At 59.5% G+C, this 15,797-nt stretch carries 18 protein-coding genes; 12 read left to right on the top strand and 6 right to left on the bottom strand.

The genetic code is table 11. From position 1 onward, the window contains the following. Nucleotides 1-17 precede the first annotated feature (17 nt). Entirely contained in the window at nt 18-1,745 is a 1,728-nt protein-coding gene (locus CYB_RS07105; RefSeq protein ID WP_011433107.1) for a Ppx/GppA phosphatase family protein, read from the top strand. A gap of 18 nt (nt 1,746-1,763) precedes the next feature. On the opposite strand, the gene CYB_RS07110 is transcribed toward CYB_RS07105, so the two are convergent. Beyond that, nucleotides 1,764-3,449 carry an S-layer homology domain-containing protein gene (locus CYB_RS07110; RefSeq protein WP_011433108.1) on the bottom strand — a complete coding sequence of 562 codons (1,686 nt, stop codon included), beginning with the start codon at nt 3,447-3,449 and terminating at the stop codon, nt 1,764-1,766. A 309-nt stretch (nt 3,450-3,758) separates the two neighbouring features. Here CYB_RS07110 and psbE point away from each other — a divergent pair, with 309 nt between their 5' ends. The 7 genes from psbE (at nt 3,759) to CYB_RS15140 (ending at nt 6,323) form a co-directional block, all read left to right on the top strand. Continuing rightward, the gene (psbE, locus tag CYB_RS07115) at nt 3,759-4,004 is read left to right on the top strand and encodes a cytochrome b559 subunit alpha (protein WP_011433109.1); all 246 of its coding nucleotides are present in this window, start codon (nt 3,759-3,761) and stop codon (nt 4,002-4,004) included. A gap of 76 nt (nt 4,005-4,080) precedes the next feature. Then, the gene (gene psbF, locus CYB_RS07120; protein WP_011433110.1) at nt 4,081-4,212 is read left to right on the top strand and encodes a cytochrome b559 subunit beta; all 132 of its coding nucleotides are present in this window, start codon (nt 4,081-4,083) and stop codon (nt 4,210-4,212) included. Nucleotides 4,213-4,217: 5 nt separating this feature from the next. Then, nucleotides 4,218-4,343, top strand: a complete 126-nt coding sequence (locus tag CYB_RS07125; RefSeq protein WP_011433111.1) for a photosystem II reaction center protein L — start codon at nt 4,218-4,220, stop codon at nt 4,341-4,343. Nucleotides 4,344-4,484: 141 nt separating this feature from the next. Then, nucleotides 4,485-4,604 (top strand): photosystem II reaction center protein J, encoded by a 120-nt coding sequence (locus tag CYB_RS07130; RefSeq protein WP_011433112.1) that lies wholly within the window; start codon nt 4,485-4,487, stop codon nt 4,602-4,604. 528 nt (nt 4,605-5,132) lie between these two features. After that, nucleotides 5,133-5,603 carry a photosystem I reaction center protein subunit XI gene (locus CYB_RS07135; RefSeq protein ID WP_011433113.1) on the top strand — a complete coding sequence of 157 codons (471 nt, stop codon included), beginning with the start codon at nt 5,133-5,135 and terminating at the stop codon, nt 5,601-5,603. 38 nt (nt 5,604-5,641) lie between these two features. Beyond that, complete coding sequence (locus CYB_RS07140) at nt 5,642-5,755, top strand: photosystem I reaction center subunit VIII (protein ID WP_011433114.1); 114 nt, start codon at nt 5,642-5,644, stop codon at nt 5,753-5,755. A 301-nt stretch (nt 5,756-6,056) separates the two neighbouring features. Beyond that, complete coding sequence (locus CYB_RS15140; RefSeq protein ID WP_011433115.1) at nt 6,057-6,323, top strand: ARPP-1 family domain-containing protein; 267 nt, start codon at nt 6,057-6,059, stop codon at nt 6,321-6,323. A 55-nt stretch (nt 6,324-6,378) separates the two neighbouring features. Here the strand turns inward: CYB_RS15140 and CYB_RS07155 are convergent, their stop codons facing one another. The 5 genes from CYB_RS07155 to CYB_RS07175 all read right to left on the bottom strand — a co-directional run bounded on the left by CYB_RS07155 (nt 6,379) and on the right by CYB_RS07175 (nt 11,541). After that, nucleotides 6,379-7,842: a 1-acyl-sn-glycerol-3-phosphate acyltransferase gene (locus CYB_RS07155; RefSeq protein WP_238376717.1), complete on the bottom strand. Its 1,464-nt coding sequence runs from the start codon at nt 7,840-7,842 to the stop codon at nt 6,379-6,381. Between the two features lie 334 nt (nt 7,843-8,176). Then, nucleotides 8,177-9,769, bottom strand: coding sequence for an Hsp70 family protein (locus CYB_RS07160; protein ID WP_011433117.1), 1,593 nt, complete (start codon nt 9,767-9,769; stop codon nt 8,177-8,179). After that, complete coding sequence (locus tag CYB_RS07165) at nt 9,769-10,332, bottom strand: helix-turn-helix domain-containing protein (RefSeq protein WP_202943695.1); 564 nt, start codon at nt 10,330-10,332, stop codon at nt 9,769-9,771. Before CYB_RS07165 ends, CYB_RS07160 begins: the two co-directional genes overlap by 1 nt. A gap of 47 nt (nt 10,333-10,379) precedes the next feature. Next, nucleotides 10,380-10,922, bottom strand: a complete 543-nt coding sequence (locus CYB_RS07170; protein WP_011433119.1) for a hypothetical protein — start codon at nt 10,920-10,922, stop codon at nt 10,380-10,382. Nucleotides 10,923-11,181: 259 nt separating this feature from the next. After that, complete coding sequence (locus CYB_RS07175) at nt 11,182-11,541, bottom strand: hypothetical protein (RefSeq protein ID WP_011433121.1); 360 nt, start codon at nt 11,539-11,541, stop codon at nt 11,182-11,184. A gap of 180 nt (nt 11,542-11,721) precedes the next feature. On the opposite strand from CYB_RS07175, the gene trpB reads away from it, so the two are divergent. From trpB to aroC, 4 genes are read left to right on the top strand one after another with little or no spacing between them, the layout of a single operon-like run. Next, a complete protein-coding gene (trpB, locus tag CYB_RS07180) occupies nt 11,722-12,999 on the top strand; it encodes a tryptophan synthase subunit beta (RefSeq protein ID WP_011433122.1) in 1,278 nt (425 codons plus the stop codon). Between the two features lie 37 nt (nt 13,000-13,036). After that, nucleotides 13,037-13,843: an AMMECR1 domain-containing protein gene (locus CYB_RS07185; protein WP_011433123.1), complete on the top strand. Its 807-nt coding sequence runs from the start codon at nt 13,037-13,039 to the stop codon at nt 13,841-13,843. Next, nucleotides 13,833-14,597 (top strand): pantothenate kinase, encoded by a 765-nt coding sequence (locus CYB_RS07190; protein ID WP_011433124.1) that lies wholly within the window; start codon nt 13,833-13,835, stop codon nt 14,595-14,597. The genes CYB_RS07185 and CYB_RS07190 overlap by 11 nt, the downstream gene beginning before the upstream one ends. Before the next feature lie 53 nt (nt 14,598-14,650). Beyond that, nucleotides 14,651-15,787 (top strand): chorismate synthase, encoded by a 1,137-nt coding sequence (aroC, locus tag CYB_RS07195; protein ID WP_011433125.1) that lies wholly within the window; start codon nt 14,651-14,653, stop codon nt 15,785-15,787. The last annotated feature ends 10 nt before the right edge of the window (nt 15,788-15,797 follow it).

Below are 15,797 nucleotides of genomic sequence, written 5' to 3' on the forward strand. Positions count from 1 at the left end.
ACCCCCACACCCGAGCCATGATCTCTTCGCCCACCAACTTCACGGAATGCCCTGTCGCCTCTGCTCCCCCAGTTTCCGAAACCGGCCCGGCTTCTCGTCCTGAATCTTGGGCTGCCCCCGTTCTGGCGGCCATCGATGTGGGCAGCAACTCTCTCCACATGGTGGTGGTGCGCATCAATCCCCGTATCCCCAGCTTCACCATCATCTCCCGCGAAAAAGCCACCGTCCGGCTGGGGGAGTTTTGCAGCCAGACGGGCGCCCTCACGCCTGCAGCTATGGAACGGGCCCGGACGGCTCTGGAGCGGTTTTGCCGCATTGCTGAGAGCTTTCAGGTGCAGGATATTGTTGCCGTGGCTACCAGTGCTGTGCGCGAGGCCCCCAATGGGCTGGAGTTTTTGAAGCGGATTGAACGGGAGCTGGGCCTGCGGGTGGAGTTAATCTCGGGGCAGGAAGAGGCCCGCCGCATCTACCTGGGGGTGCTCTCGGCGATGGAGTTCCACAACCGGCTGCACGCGGTGGTGGATATTGGTGGCGGCTCCACCGAGCTGATTTTGGGCAATGGCCAAGAGCCGGAGTTTCTGCGCAGCGTCAAGGTAGGGGCAGTGCGTCTGACCCAGGCTTTTTTGCACCACGACCCGCCCACTTCTGGCGAACTGCAAGCCCTGCGCCAGCACATCCGCGGCATGCTGGAATCCCCCATCGAGCAGATGAAGCGGATCCTTGCCTCTTCACAACAACAGGGATCCCTGCCTTTGGTGGGCACCTCTGGCACCGTCGAGTGCCTGGCCCAGTTGGATGCCCGCCGTCGGTTGGGCGCTCTCCCCCATCGCCTGCAGGGGTATGAGTTCAGCCTGGAAGCCCTGCGCGGCTACATCAAAGAGCTGCGCTCCCTCACGGTGGCCGAACGGCAAAAGCTGCCCGGCCTGGGGGAAAGGCGGGGGGAGATCATCCTAGCCGGGGCGGTCATCTTGGAAGAAGTGATGACCCTGCTGGGGGTGGAGCGGATCCAGTTTTGCGAACGGGCTCTGCGGGAAGGGCTGATCGTGGACTGGATGATCGGCCAAGGGCTGATTGAGGATCGGCTGCGCTACCACAGCTCGGTGCGGCGGCGCAGTGTGCTCAAGCTGGCGGAAAAATACCAGGTGGAGATCCCCTATGCCGAGCGGGTGGCCGAGTTTGCCCTCAGCCTTTTCGATCAAACCCGCGGCATCCTGCATGGCTGGGGATCCCGGGAGCGGGCTCTTCTCTGGGCGGCGGCCATGCTGCACAACTGCGGCCACTTCATCAGCCATGCCGCCCACCACAAGCACTCCTACTACCTGATCCGCCATGGAGAACTCTTGGGCTTCAACGAAGAAGAGGTGGAGGTGATCGCCAACTTGGCCCGCTACCACCGCAAGTCGCCCCCCAAGAAGAAGCACGAGAACTTCCAGCGCCTCAGCGACGAGCGGGATCGCCAAGTGGTGCTGGAACTGAGCCCCCTGCTGCGCATAGCCTGTGCTTTGGATCGCCGCCGCCTGCAGGCCATTCAAGCCCTGCACTGCCGTTTTCAGCTCCTGGGAGAAGGCCCCCGCCGCATGGAGTTGATTTTGGATCCCAGGCATCCCAAGGACGACTGTGCCCTAGAGTTGTGGAGCTTAAACGAGAAGAAAAAAGTCTTCGAGCAACAGTTCAACCTGCAGGTAATCCCCAAGCTCTCTACGCAGATCCAGCGCAGCGCCGATCCCTTTGAGGCAGCAGTTTAGCCTTCTCGGGGATCCTAGCTAAGGGGCGATGGTAATGGGCGAGGGGCTGGTTTGGGTGGTCTTTTGGCCCCCTCTTTGCAAAATCACCTCGATGATGCCGTTGTTGACCGGCTGCATGTTGAAGGGCAACTGCTGCTGGGTTTCGTATAGGCCCGGCGCCACCTCCCGCATTTCAACTTCGGGCGTTATCCCAATAATCCGAAAAGCAGCCCGCCCCCCCGGATCCCCTCGCATGGTGACTTTGAGAATTTCTCCCATGCGCAGATTGGTGCTGTTGGTGGTGACACTGAAAATCTGGGGCAGTCCCGTGGCGACGGGTGCGGAAACCGGCTGAATGGTGGAGCGGGTTCCTCTGGAGCCATCGATGGAAAAAGGAAAAATCTCCCGATGTTCCTGGCTGAGGCCGTCCTTGGTGAGCACAATCCTCAAGGTGGGATTGTTGGCCTGGTGGGTGGGGGCTACCACGTAGGTGCCTTCGTAGTGGTTGGGTCGTACCTCCCGCATCGGCTGGTTCAGGGCCAGATTCCCCAGATCAAACTGGGCGATCCCTCCAGATTCCCCCCAAATGGCAATGGTGAGAATGTCCCCTTCCACCAAGTCGCGCTGGGGATCCAAGCGAATGGCCTCAATGCGCGGATAGCGATTGCTGGCTGCAGTCAGAGGGGCTGGCTGCGGCAGAGGAGCTGGGGGCGGAAATACTGATTCCACTGGCGGAGGAGCAACATTGCCCAAGGCCAGTTGAGGTAGCCGCCGTTGAACGCGGGTACTGACGCCATTGAGGGTCAACTGAATACTGATGTCGGGGCCAAAGACGGCATCCTGAGGACCAAGGCTATAAACTGCGCGGTAGTAGCCGGGCTGCACCTCCTGCATCGGCAGACCCTGAACCACGCCGCCGATATCAACCGTAGCCCTGCCGTTGGGAGTGGCCTGCGCTTCAATGGTCAAGGTTCCCCCTGCAGGAACACTTCCTCCCTCGGGAGTGATCCGCGTTTGGAAGATTTCGGGTTGGACAGTCTCGGCCACCCGGGCTGGGGAGGGACGCAACTGGGCCACAGGGGGTGGCAAGGGCGGAAGCTGACCGCGATATACCAGGGCCTGATGCAACAACACTGCCCCTTCTGCTCGCCTCAGCACCCGATTGGGCTGAAGACGGGCCGGATCCGGCACATTCACCAGCAGCCCCGCCTCGCCTGCCATGGCCACAAAAGCCCGCCCTACCTCCGGCACATCAGCCGCATCGGTGTACAGAGCCATCCAGCGCTCAATGTCGGCCTGGGTGGGAGCAGGCAATTGCAGAGCCCGCACCAAAATGGCCAGGGCTTCCAGGTGGGTGATATCCCCTTGCGGGCGAAACTCGTTGCCCTCGTATAGGCGCATGGCCCCCGCCTGCAGCACGGCTTGGGCAGTCCAATAGTCGGGGGTGTTGGGCTCCAGGTCGCGAATCTCCTGCACCTGGTTGGGATTGGGAATGTAGCCGAAAAACTCCGTCAGCCACTGGGCCAATTCCAGACGGGTCAGGGTGGCTGACAGGGGTTCTTGGGTGATCACCACATCTGTCTGACGTTCCAGAGCCGCCACGTAGGGGTCGGTCCAGGCCAGCGAGGCTTGCTGCTCCACCCCTTGGGACCAAGCCGGCAAGCTGACACCCGACCAGCCCAGCGTCCAACACAAGCTCAGAGCTAGGGGCCACGAGCACCGCATAGCTGTCACTCCTGTTCCAACAACATCCCCTCAGGGCCAGCTTATCTCAAACTTCCGCCCCATCCTCAAGCCCTCGATGCCCCTTGGGATTGCGCCCTTTGGCAGTGAGACTCTGAAAACTCGGGTAAGAAGGTTCGCCGCAGGGATCCCTTAGGAGATTTTACCTATGCAAGACGGGATCCGGCTTGACAGCAAAGGGCCTAAGCAAGGGTCTCGTAACTTGTAGTTGTGCATCCAAATCCTTATCATTGTGTTATAGACTCAGAAAGTTCAGAAAGCACTTTTGCCCCTACCCTAGGGAGGAGTTTCATGGCTGGCAGCACCGGAGAGCGACCTTTTGTCGATATCATTACCAGTGTCCGCTACTGGGTTATTCACGCCCTGACCATTCCCGCTTTGTTTTTGGCAGGCTGGCTTTTTGTGAGCACCGGCCTGGCCTATGATATTTTTGGCACCCCACGCCCCAATGAGTATTTCACGGCAGAACGCCAGGAGTTGCCGATCGTCAGCGATCGCTTCAATGCTCTGGAGGAGTTGGAGAGGCTGACTCGCTAGGAGTGCCCGTGGGTAAGTGGACTATTCGTTGTTGCAATTTGTAAGTTGATTGAGCTTTTTGCGTAGGGTGATATCTATGGCCACTAAATCTGATGAACCCGTTTTTTACCCTGTTTTTACCGTCCGTTGGCTGGCGGTGCATACCTTGGCGATCCCAACGGTTTTCTTCTTGGGAGCCATTGCTGCAATGCAGTTTATTCAACGGTGAACCCAATGGCTGATCAACCCGAAAGGAATCCCAACTCCCAACCTGTCGAGCTAAACCGCACTTCCCTTTACTTGGGTTTGCTGCTGGTGTTTGTGGTTGGGCTGTTGTTCTCCAGCTATTTTCTCAACTGAGGCCAGGATCCCACTCTGCTCTTGGAGTTGGGAAAGAGCGCAGGGGGCAATGCTGGCTTTTGGCTAGCCCTTGCTCCCCTTTGCTAAGTTTACTGAGGATGTAATTGCTGCTAGTTCTGTCTTTTTTGGAGACCAGTTGCTATGACCAGTCAAGCAAGGATCCCTTTGTGGATAGTGGCTGTGGTTGCCGGTTTGGGTGTGATCACGGTAGTTGGGCTTTTCTTCTATGGCTCCTATGTGGGCTTGGGCTCGAGCCTGTAAGTTTGAGGTTTTTAGTCTGTTAGTCTGGTAGTAGCCCGCAATAGGTAGGGGTACAAAGCCGCATGGTTTTTATGGCCTAGCTGAATTCAGTTAGGCCTTTCAATGCTGTTGTATCTACCACTTTTTTCGGGGCTACCTACCACAGCGCAATATCGATCCCTTGCCCAGCAGGGATCCCACTTCATTGCAGACCTTAATACTCAACTTAATACTCAATACACAGTCCGAAAAAGCTGCCGCTATTCCTCACCACTGGTTACAACCAGGCGGTGAATCTGGACTTCTCTCTTCTCCCCCTGGAGAGGGTGAAGTTCACGTTAGCAGGTCAGGGATCATGGGCAAGAGCGCGAATTGCTGAGGACAGGTTCTGCGAGGGAATGTCTCAAACTTATGTCTCAAACTTATTTAGAAGAGCTATCTCTGTGTTAAGCGAGCATGAACTTTTTTAACGATCCGGGTGGTGGTTGCCGAGAGGGTAACTTAGGCCCCGTAGAATGAATCGCAAAATTCCAGGCAGGACATTCGGACATGGATTACATTCGCACCTTTAACGACGATCCCTGCGAGGGGCATCTTTCGACGCCCATCAGCGATTCTCCTGTCACCCGTCTGTTCATCAACAATCTCCCCATCAACCGTCCTGGCTTATCGCCGCTGTTGCGGGGTCTAGAAATTGGGCTGGCCCATGGCTATTTCTTGGTAGGGCCAGAAATTGTGCTGGGGCCGCTGCGGGATTACCCTGAGGCAGCTAACTTAGGCGGGCTGGTTACGGCGATGGCGATTGTGCTGCTGGGAACCGCCTGCATGTCGGCCTATGGCAGCGTTACCTTCGGAAACAAGCCAGAAACACCGGGGGCCGCTCCTCTGGCTACAGCTCGGGGTTGGGGGGATCTGACGGCAGGATTTTTCTTGGGAGGTATGGGTGGCGTGTTCGCTGCCTATTTCCTGCTGGAGAACTTTGCCGGGATCGACGCCATCTTTCGAGGGCTGGTGAATTAGTTGTCAAGTTTGTCAAGTCACTTGAGAGGAGCAAAATCATGACCGGTTCTTACGCTGCTGCTTATCTTCCTTGGATTTTTATCCCCATTGTTGGTTGGCTGCTTCCTGCAGTGGGCATGGCAGTGCTTTTTTTGTACATTGAGCGGGACTAGTCCCGGAGTGCTTTGATACTCACTAGTGCTGATTAATTTCAATTATTTCAGGCTAGAGATCAACCCCAGATATTGAGGCAGGGATCCCTTTTTTGGGATCCCTCTCTTTTGGTCAGGATGATTTCCATCCGCGCTACCAGAGTCCCGAAAGGCGAAGGCTGTCCCCTCACCTCTTTTTTTTAGGAAGGGAGCATTTCCAAAGGACTTTAGATTGGAGCAGGATCCGGCGAGCTGATCCCAAGCCAACAAGGGGAAGGGCAGCTTCTGCAACACCCTTTTAAGTTTTAAGAAGGAGGAGTCGATGGCCAGCCTTAACTTTCCAACCCTGCGTATAGGCGATCCCATTCAAGAGGGCAGTTTCCAGGTTTTCCCTCTCTTTTCTCAGGGGGAGCAGGAAGTTGCCTATCGCCTTCCAGATCTGCAAACCCAGGAAGCAACCATCACCGAGGTGAGCGAGGCCGGAGCAGTACCTCACCTGGTTGTGGAAAACCACAGTGAGTTCCTATTGCTGCTGGGAGTACCGAGCAGAGTCCCAGCGGGGCGACCAAGGCTCAGCTCTGTTCTATGATGGGAAGGTGGTTTATCTTTCAGCAGTCTCTCGGCAGTAGTGCCAGGCTTCTCACCTAAGCTGGTTCCCCCCTTGGGGGATCCCTAGAAATTGGAAAGGAAAAAGAAAGAAATTGGAAAGAAAAAACATCCTGAGTTAGCTCGGTCACCGCCTGTTTGGCTTCCTGGCGGCCTCGGCAATACCGCTCTAACCGCTCGCTAACGGAGATGGGATCCCCGACGGTCACGTGAACCCCCCGCCAGCCTAGGCGAGGGCGGGCTGGGTAGGATTCCCCTCGAAGGCGGGCCAGCACATCAAATAGAATGAGGGCAGTTTCTGCCAGCCGCTCAAAAGAGGGTTTGCTCAGCAAATACTCTTCCTGGACGGCTACACAGCTTTCCACCAAGCGCATGTGCTGCAGGTAGAGCGTTGCCTGGTGGGCTTTCCAGTCGAGCAACCCCCGCTGCAGGGGAGACAGGGATCCAGGATGCCGCAATTCTTCTCGGTAAATCTGGATCCAGGCGACTTCTTCAATGCGGCGGCAACGGCTGTTCCAATCCCCCTGGGGAGATAGGCCGAAGTAGGTCTCCGCAGTTTCCAGAGCTTTGTGGAGCAGCCGCCCCAGGCGAGCGTTGAAGTGGCCAGGGGCTAGCCTCTGCTCTAGCGGTGGCTCTTTATCATCTCTTTCGGAGACAAAAGGAGGTAGGTCGTAGAAGGCTTCCAGTTGTCCCAGGAGATGCTGGGCTAGGCGGCAGATCCGCTGGGTGTAGCGAAGGTTGGGGCTCCTGGAGGATCTTGGCTCTGGCTTCGGAGGCGTCAACCCACTCAAGTGCTCAAGGCGCGCCAGCAGGCGCTCCAGCTTCGTCCAGGAGGGATCCGTGTAGTAGTACCGAATGCCAATGGGCAGCAAAATGACGGTCTCTGAGCGACCAGCTTTGGCCAGGTCCTCGGCGCACCAAAAGCACAGCTGAGCCATTCCCGGTTCCAGGGGATTGATCCGTTCGCTGTGGCCGTTGGTGGCTCCTTCTGGGGCGATTGCAAAGGGAAATTGCCCATCCAGGAGCAGTTGCCGGGCCGCCTTTAGCGCCACCCGATCCACCCTCCGACCGCGGCGTATAGGGATCCCGCCCAGGCGAGACAACAGCCACCCCAGCCATTCCCCTCCCCAGAGGGGCATGCCCCGGTCGTAGAGAAAATGGGCGTGAAGGGGTTCTCGAAGGCGGATCCCTTGTCGACGGGCGGCTTCGGGCACCAGGCGAGATAGAACGTACAGGCCCACCAGCGGGTCATCCACCTCCACATGTCGGAAAGCCAGGACTAGGCGAATTTGACCCTCCTGGAACTGGTGGTAGAGCCGCGCCAAGATCTCCGCCCCTGTGGCCTCGATTTTGGCAATGCCGGAAGGAAGCCAGCGCCGCACCCTCACCCGCAAGAGCAGGGGCAGGATCCCGTGGACGAGCCGTAGCACCCAGGCGCTATAGGCGGGCGGAATAAAGTCGAGGGGAGGACGGGCAAAATGGGGCGGTGGTGACAAGAGCAAGATTTGTTCCCAAGGTAGCTCAAGAGAAGAAGTGTAGTTAAACGCAAATCAGATTCATATCCCATCGCTCAGATTATTCATCAAGTCGCTACAGAGATCACTGGATATGCAGCCATTCTCAATCAATAATCAATATCAACAATATCAATGATTGAGATCCTTCCCCTGAGACCCCACGCCGTCGGCGCAACCGCTCTCTACTCTCCTCAAGCCCCCGACCCCTCTCTCACAAGGGGAGATGAGAGTTGGGAATCGTGGCCATGTCGTGCCCTTTACATTGCTTTCTTTGTCTTCCGTTGCAGTGAAGACGCTCTCTTCTCTCTACTTTCGTCTCTTAACTCAAGGTGGCTACAGGCTGGGCCTCTGCCAAGAGCGCCTGAGTTTGCAGGTCGGTGATGGTGACCAACAAGCGCCGCGAGCTATCAATGGCAAATTCGACGCGAAGGCGATCCTCTCCCACGCGGCCAGGGGGCTGCAAACGGGCCAGACAAATTGGTGATGACTCCGTCGAAGTAGCGCGAACGGTTGGGGATCCAAGAGGAGCTAGGGATCGGAAATCGGTTTGCCGGGTGAGCTGCCGGCTGCTCATCCGCCCCAGCTCGTCGTAAACCACTTCCGACTGGACTACCTGGGCCACTTCGCCCACCTCCAGGCGAATCTCCGTTTGTCCGTCGTTGGCCACTTGCAGGATCAAGGGCTCAGCCCGTCGGCAGGGATAGGGGCTGCCCTGTTCGAAGAGGGGGTAGTAGATGTAGCTTTTCTGCAAGGGATCCCAGAGGCGGAGGGCATAGCTGTGGTGCAGGCGATCCTCCAGCTTCACCTGGCGGCCCACCTGCAGGGCGCCCAGGGCCACAGCATCGAAGGGGCGTTCGCAGCGCACTTTCTTTTTGCCGAAGTAGGAGCGCAGCAGCTCTTGAACTGCTGGCAGTTGGGAGCTGCCTCCTACCAAGAGCACCTGCTCAATTTGGTTCTTGCCCAATCCCCTCGCCTGGGCGGTGAGGAGAACGTCGTCTAGGCACTGGCGGATTTGATCCAAAAGCTGACGAGCTTCCAGGATCTCTTCCAGCTCCTGCCGGCTTAACTTCAACTCATGGGCAGTGAGGGCTTCGTCGTCAAACCAACTGCCCACCGCTTCCATCTGAGTGGAAAGGGCGATCTTGAGCTGTTCCGCCTGCTCCAGGAGGTTGAGCCAGCCCAGAGCTCCAATTTGCTGTCGGCTTAGCCCCAGTTGCTGCAGTAGGTAGTCGGCAATCCAAATGTCGATGTCCACCCCGCCCACATAGGCATCGGCCTTGGCGATCACCTCCGCTTTGAGGACAGGGCTACCCGCTTGGGGAGCGAGGGTGCGCACCAAGCTGAGATCCAAGGTACCGCCGCCGAAATCCACCACCAGCACTAGGGATCCCGCCTGGCCAACCGCATAGCCCAGGGCTGCTGCCGTGGCTTCATCGACAATTTGAACGGGATCCCAGCCACAGGCACTGGCCACTCCCCGCAGCCAATTGAGGTAGCGCTCAAAAGAGCCGACAGGGGCGGTGAACACCAGCTGTTGCGGCTGCAGGTGTTCTTTCGGGACAGCTTCCATCACCGTCTGCAAAAAAGCTTGGGCCACCCTCTCGGCGTCGTAGCGCTCTCCATCTAGAACTCGCGGCGGAGGGACAAACTCCGCCACCAAGTCCCGCTTAAACCCCTGAAACAGCCGTTGCGGATCCACTGCCCCCCACCGACCGGCGCGCACGGTTTCCCCCACCAGGAGCTGGCCTTTTCCCTTCACGTAGACCAAGCTGGGAATAGCCGAGTGGTCTGGGCGAGAGAGGCCGGGAAGAGTGAGGAGACGGGGCACTGCTTGGGCGGGATCCCAAACTGCCACCACCGTGTTGCTGGTGCCAAAATCAATGGCTAGGGTCGCTTTGGGGGCAGGTGCCATCAGCTCAATCCTCCAGGCAGGGAACGGCTGACTTTGGCTGGGCAGAGGATGTGGTCACCGCGGCGGTAGCCGACAAAGCGAATGTAAACGGGATCCCCCTTCTGAATATCCGGCTGATCCGGCTGATGCCGTTGCGGATCGAAGGGGACGGATTCAAGGGGGCTGCCAATGGACTCATACCCCCAGTGCTGCAGCAGAGCGTCTAAGGAGCGAAACAGAGCTGTCACGTTTTGGGCCGGCCAATCGGGCTTGCGCTGGGCAATCTGGCGGACAGTGGGGTAGCTGGTGAGCAGCGGCTGCAGCAGAGAGAAGAGGACTTCTGAGGAATCGGTGGCTCCCATTTTGTCATTCCCGTTGAGGCGCAGCAGGGATCCCAAGTCCCACTGCAGGGCGGCAGCCAGCTTTTGGAGCTGCTCCAGGCGCAGGGATCCCCACTTCCCTCGGCGCACCTGATCAAGGGCGCGGCGGCTGATCCCGGCCTGGGCCTGTAAAGCCCGCCAAGAAGACAGGCCAACAACCCGCATCCGCTCCAGCAGGCAATCATCCAGAGGTTTCTTCACCATCGTTTTTGCCAGGGATCCCTACGATCATGCCCCAACTTGGGTCTAGCTCAGGGATCGGCAAGGCGCAGGGAACGGGCTATAGCTTCCACATCTCGGTCATAGCGCTCGCGCCGGCTGGCCGGGTACACGAACTCAAAGCCAGCTTGCAGCGAAGGGCGGACAACTGTTTTGAGATAGAAAATCCGCTGGCCAAAGGGCTCCGCACCGCTGACACGAACGGGCTCGTAGCCGGAGACCACAAAGAAATCCCGGCCAACAGCTTGGTAAGTAACCCGGCGTTGGTTTTCCCGGCTGCGGCGAAGTTCTTCCTGCAGGGCGCTGGCGGGCGTTGCTTGAAAAATGTTGTACCCACCCCAAACGCGCAGCTCAGCCCCGTCTTGACCGAGGAACACTTGGCCGTCGCCATTGTCGGATTCCCCTTGCGGGATAAAGTCTGCCGGGTAGTCGATGCGGTAGCCGAAACGGGCATTGAGATAGGGCCGGAAACCGGCTTGGGCAACGGGAAGGGCGGGGGCGGGAGCAATGACGGGGATCCCCGCTCCTAGGATCAGTCCGGCAAGCAGACAAGCTAGGCGAGCAGCAGACTTCATGGTTTTGATTGCTCTAATCTGTAGCTATCCTAAGCTCTCTCACCTCCAGCCCCTCTCCTAGGGGGACAGAATTTGGTTTGTCCAAGCTCTTTCCCAAAAGACAAAGGGAATAGGAATCCAAGTTTCACTGCCGTTGAGAATGGGTCGGTTGCGCCGCTTGTATCTGGGTGCCACTTGAAATAGTAGGTATAGCATCTTTTTCGAGAGTTTGAAATAAAATACCGATTTTTGGGCCACTATTTTGTTTTGTCGACCAAGTTTAAGTTTGCCGATCAACATCAGGGTTTTGGCCGGAGCGCAGCCGTTCAATTTCTTCTCTTGCCCGCTGGATAGCGCTGCAATTGTCTACCGCTGCCCAGGTGGAGGCCAGAAACAGTCCGGGTAGGGAAACCTCTCCCTCGTCGTCGCTAAACAACACGCCAAGGAAGAAACACCAGCCCAGAAAAACCATCAAAGCTTTCCACCGCCGCGTGTAGAGGTAGGCTCCGAAGGCAAGCAGAATAGACAGAAGGATCACCATCCCCTCGGACTTTTGAGAAAGGGCATAGGTGCGCCGCACCTCTTCATCTCTGCGCTTTTGATCTTCTTGCTGGAGCAACTCTTGCAGATGCTTGTCCATAAGGCCGCCTCAAAATCGGACGGCCTTATCTTAAAAATCCTGGGAAGACCCTTGTTCAAAACAACTTTTCGGGATCCCACCGCAGAAGAAGAGAGGCGAGACTGGTCATCGCCCCTTCCTTCTGTAGAATGGGAAAGCCTCTCTCTAGTTGCAGGCTACAAGGCCCGGACGGACTCTGCCATGACCTCAGCTTCTTTTGCTTTTTCCCCTCGTGTTTTGGATCCCCTTGACCCGCAGGTGCGTCCGGATCCCCAGGGGCGGTTTGGGCCGTTTGGGGGTCGGTTTGTGCCGGAAACCCTGATGAGCGCCCTAACGGAGCTGGAGGAAGCCTTTGAGCATCACTGGCGGGATCCCGACTTTCGCGCCGAGTTTCACAACCTGTTGCGGGATTTTGTTGGGCGGCCCAGCCCCCTCTACTTTGCCCAGCGGCTAACCGAATACTACGGCGGCCCGCAGATCTATCTCAAACGGGAAGATCTCAACCACACCGGCGCCCACAAGATCAACAACGCCCTTGGCCAAGTGCTGCTGGCGGTGCGCATGGGCAAGCGGCGGATCATTGCCGAGACTGGCGCCGGCCAACATGGGGTGGCCACGGCAACCGTGTGCGCCCGCTTTGGCCTAGAATGCGTCATCTACATGGGGGCGCTGGATATGGAGCGGCAGGCCCCCAATGTGCAGCGGATGCGCCTTTTGGGCGCTGAGGTGCGGGGAGTGGAATCGGGCACGCGCACCCTCAAAGACGCCCTCTCCGAGGCCATCCGCGACTGGGTAACCAACGTGGAGACCACCCACTACGTCATCGGCACGGTGGCGGGGCCCCACCCTTACCCGAAGCTGGTGCGGGCCTTTCACGATGTCATTGGCCAGGAGACGCGGCAGCAGTGCCAGGAAAAATGGGGAGGGCTGCCGGATGTGTTGCTGGCCTGTGTGGGGGGTGGATCCAATGCGCTGGGGCTGTTCAACGAGTTTGTCCGGGATCCCCAGGTGCGGCTGATCGGCATCGAAGCTGCCGGAGAAGGGCTGCACACGCCCCGCCACGCCGCTACCCTCAACCGCGGTCGCATCGGGGTCTTGCACGGGGCGATGAGCTACCTGCTGCAGGATGAAGAAGGTCAGGTTCAGGAGGCCCACTCCATCAGCGCTGGCTTGGATTATCCTGGCGTGGGGCCAGAGCACAGCTACCTAAAAGAAATCGGGCGGGCCGAGTACTACGCGGTTACTGACGACGAAGCGGTGGAAGCGCTGCTGCTGCTGTCGCGCCTGGAAGGGATCATCCCCGCGCTGGAGACGGCCCATGCGCTGGCCTACCTGAAAACTTTGGCCCCACAGCAAGGACTCCGTCCCGCTAACGCGATCGGCCCTCAGCAGCGGGTGGTGGTCAACTGTTCTGGGCGCGGCGACAAGGATCTAAACACCGTTTTCAAGTATTTGCAGCAGCGGGGACGTAGCTTTTAGAGTACGGTTGTTGTGACCACCAACGGGATTCTCTTGGGTGTTCACCTGCCGAGTTCACTTCACGGTTCGATTGCTGGGTCTTCAAGGACTCCGTCCCGCTAACGCGATTGGACTCCGTCCCGCTAACGCGATCGGCCTGCTCCTGGCTGCGGGGCTGGGCTTGTGGACGGGATCCCTGCCGCAGCCTTCTGAGACAACTGCCCCTGTTCCTCCGCCGGAGTCCATGGGTGCCTCGCACCGCTTACGGGATCGCACTGGCGGGACGGAGTCCGATTCAGAAGGGATCCCCTCTCCCAGCCGGCGACAACCTCTCCCTGACACCCTGCCGGCGCTGGCGCGTCAGGCCATTGCCTACTACTTCGCCACCGGCCAGGTGCTGCCACCTCCAGAGGAGATCCCGCCCCACTGGCGGCGCTCTGCGGGGGTTTTTGTAACGGTGAGTACAGAGGGTCGGCCCCGTGGCTGCTGGGGCAGCTTGGATCCCAGCGGCGAGGACCTGGCCAGGGCCACCATCCGGGCGGCGGTGGGGGCAGTCACCCGCGATTGGCGCTACGTACCTCTGCAACCCGGGGAGCTGGAGTCAGCCTCCATTCAGGTAGCCATTGTGCGGCGGGTAGTGCCCATTGCGTCGGCGGGACGGAGTCCTTTTGCCGCTGTGGAGCAGGTGGATCCCACCCGCATGGGCCTATTTGTCCGCTCTGGAACCCGGGGAGCGGTGTTGCTGCCGGGAGAGGCTTTGACGACAGAATGGCAGCTTGCTACCGCTAAGAGGTTGGCCGGGATCCCTGTCGACCAGCCGGTGGAGCTGTTTCGCGTGGAGGCAGAGCTGTTGCATGAGTTTTGAGGAGGGGGCAGATCTCAACGCTTCGCACTGTTGTCGTGAGTGGCTGGCAGCCGTGCTGGGCAACACTCACGTGCGCTGGGGTTGGTTTGTGGAGGAGACCCTGGTGAAGGTGGAGCGGTTTCCTGCTCACCAGCCCTTGTCCTGGCCGCAGCAGACAGAGCTGTGGCTGGCTCCTGTGGGCTCTGCCCCCCTGCCGCCAGCATCGCCCTGGGTGCATCAGTTGGAGCTGTCGCAGGTGCCGCTGCGGGATCCCTACCCGGGGTTGGGGCTGGATCGGGCCTTGGCCCTGTGGGCTGCCGGGATCCACTACGGCTGGCCCTGTTTGGTCATCGACGCGGGTACTGCCCTGACCCTCACAGGAGCTGACTCTGAAGGATCCCTGGTGGGAGGGGCCATCTTGCCCGGCCTGGGGTTGCAGGCGCAGGCGTTGGCTGATCACACAGCCCTGCTGCCCAAAGTGCAGTGGGATCCGCAGGATCCCTTGCCCCCTCGCTGGGCCAACGACACCGTGGCTGCCATCCGCAGCGGCATCCTCCACACCCTCTTGGCTGGCTTGCGCGAGTTCATTGCCGACTGGCGTCGCCGCTTTCCCCAAGGCCCCCTGCTGCTGACCGGCGGGGATGGGAAGTGGCTCCACCCTCACTTGGGCCCGCTTGACCCAGAGCTGCGCTGGGATCCCCACCTGGTGTTGCGGGGAATTGCCGGCTGCCGCCAGCTGCACCGCACTGCCCGCCACTCCCCTAGTGCAGAATAGAAAACAGTCTCTCCCAGCCGCCTGCGAGTAACGGCTTCTTGCTTGGGGATCCCATGGCCAACGGCAACTCCTTCGGTGTCCTGTTTTGCGTGACCACCTATGGCGAGTCCCACGGGGGGGCGGTGGGGGTGGTGGTGGATGGCTGCCCGCCGCGGCTGCCCTTGAGCGAGGCCGACATTCAGGCAGAGCTGGATCGGCGGCGTCCTGGCCAGAGCCCCATCACGACGCCCCGCCAGGAAGCGGATCGCTGCCAGATCCTCTCCGGGGTTTTTCAGGGCTTTACGCTGGGCACCCCCATCCACATCCTGGTGCGCAACCAAGATGCCCGCCCCCAGGACTACCAGGAGATGGCCACCACCTTCCGCCCTTCCCATGCCGATGCCACCTACCAGGCCAAGTACGGCATCCGCAACTGGCAGGGGGGCGGACGGGCCTCAGCGCGAGAAACCATTGGCCGGGTGGCTGCCGGGGCCATTGCCAAGAAGATCCTGCGCCTAGCGGCAGGGGTGGAGATCCTGGCCTACGTGCAGCGGGTAAAAGACGTGGAAGCCCAGGTGGATCCCAGCTCGGTAACTGCAGAGCAGGTGGAGGCCAACATCGTCCGCTGCCCCGATCCCCAAGCGGCGGCGGCCATGATCCAAAAAATTGAGGAGGCGGCGCGGGAAGGGGATTCGCTGGGGGGAGTGGTGGAGTGTGTAGCCCGCCGGGTGCCGCGCGGGCTGGGATCCCCGGTGTTTGACAAGCTGGAGGCCGACTTGGCCAAGGCGGTGATGTCCCTGCCAGCCAGCAAGGGGTTTGAGATTGGCTCGGGGTTTGCCGGCACCTACCTGACGGGCAAGCAGCACAACGACGAGTTTTACATGACCCCCGGCGGCTGGCGCACCCGCAGCAACCGCTCCGGCGGCATCCAGGGGGGCATCAGCAACGGCGAAGACATCGTCCTGCGGGTAGCCTTTAAGCCCACTGCCACCATTCGCCAGCCTCAAAACACCGTCACCCTCAATGGGCAAGAGACGGTTTTGGCGGCGCGGGGACGCCACGATCCCTGTGTCTTGCCGCGGGCAGTGCCGATGGTGGAGGCGATGGTGGCCCTGGTCCTCTGCGACCATCTGCTGCGCCACCACGCCCAGTGCGGATCCCTGGTCTTGTCGGAGGTGCCCCTCCCTGTCGCCGCTGCTCCCCAGGCCTAGGAGTCCCCGG

It is taken from the genome of Synechococcus sp. JA-2-3B'a(2-13) (assembly GCF_000013225.1).
In the GTDB taxonomy this organism is placed as follows: domain Bacteria; phylum Cyanobacteriota; class Cyanobacteriia; order Thermostichales; family Thermostichaceae; genus Thermostichus.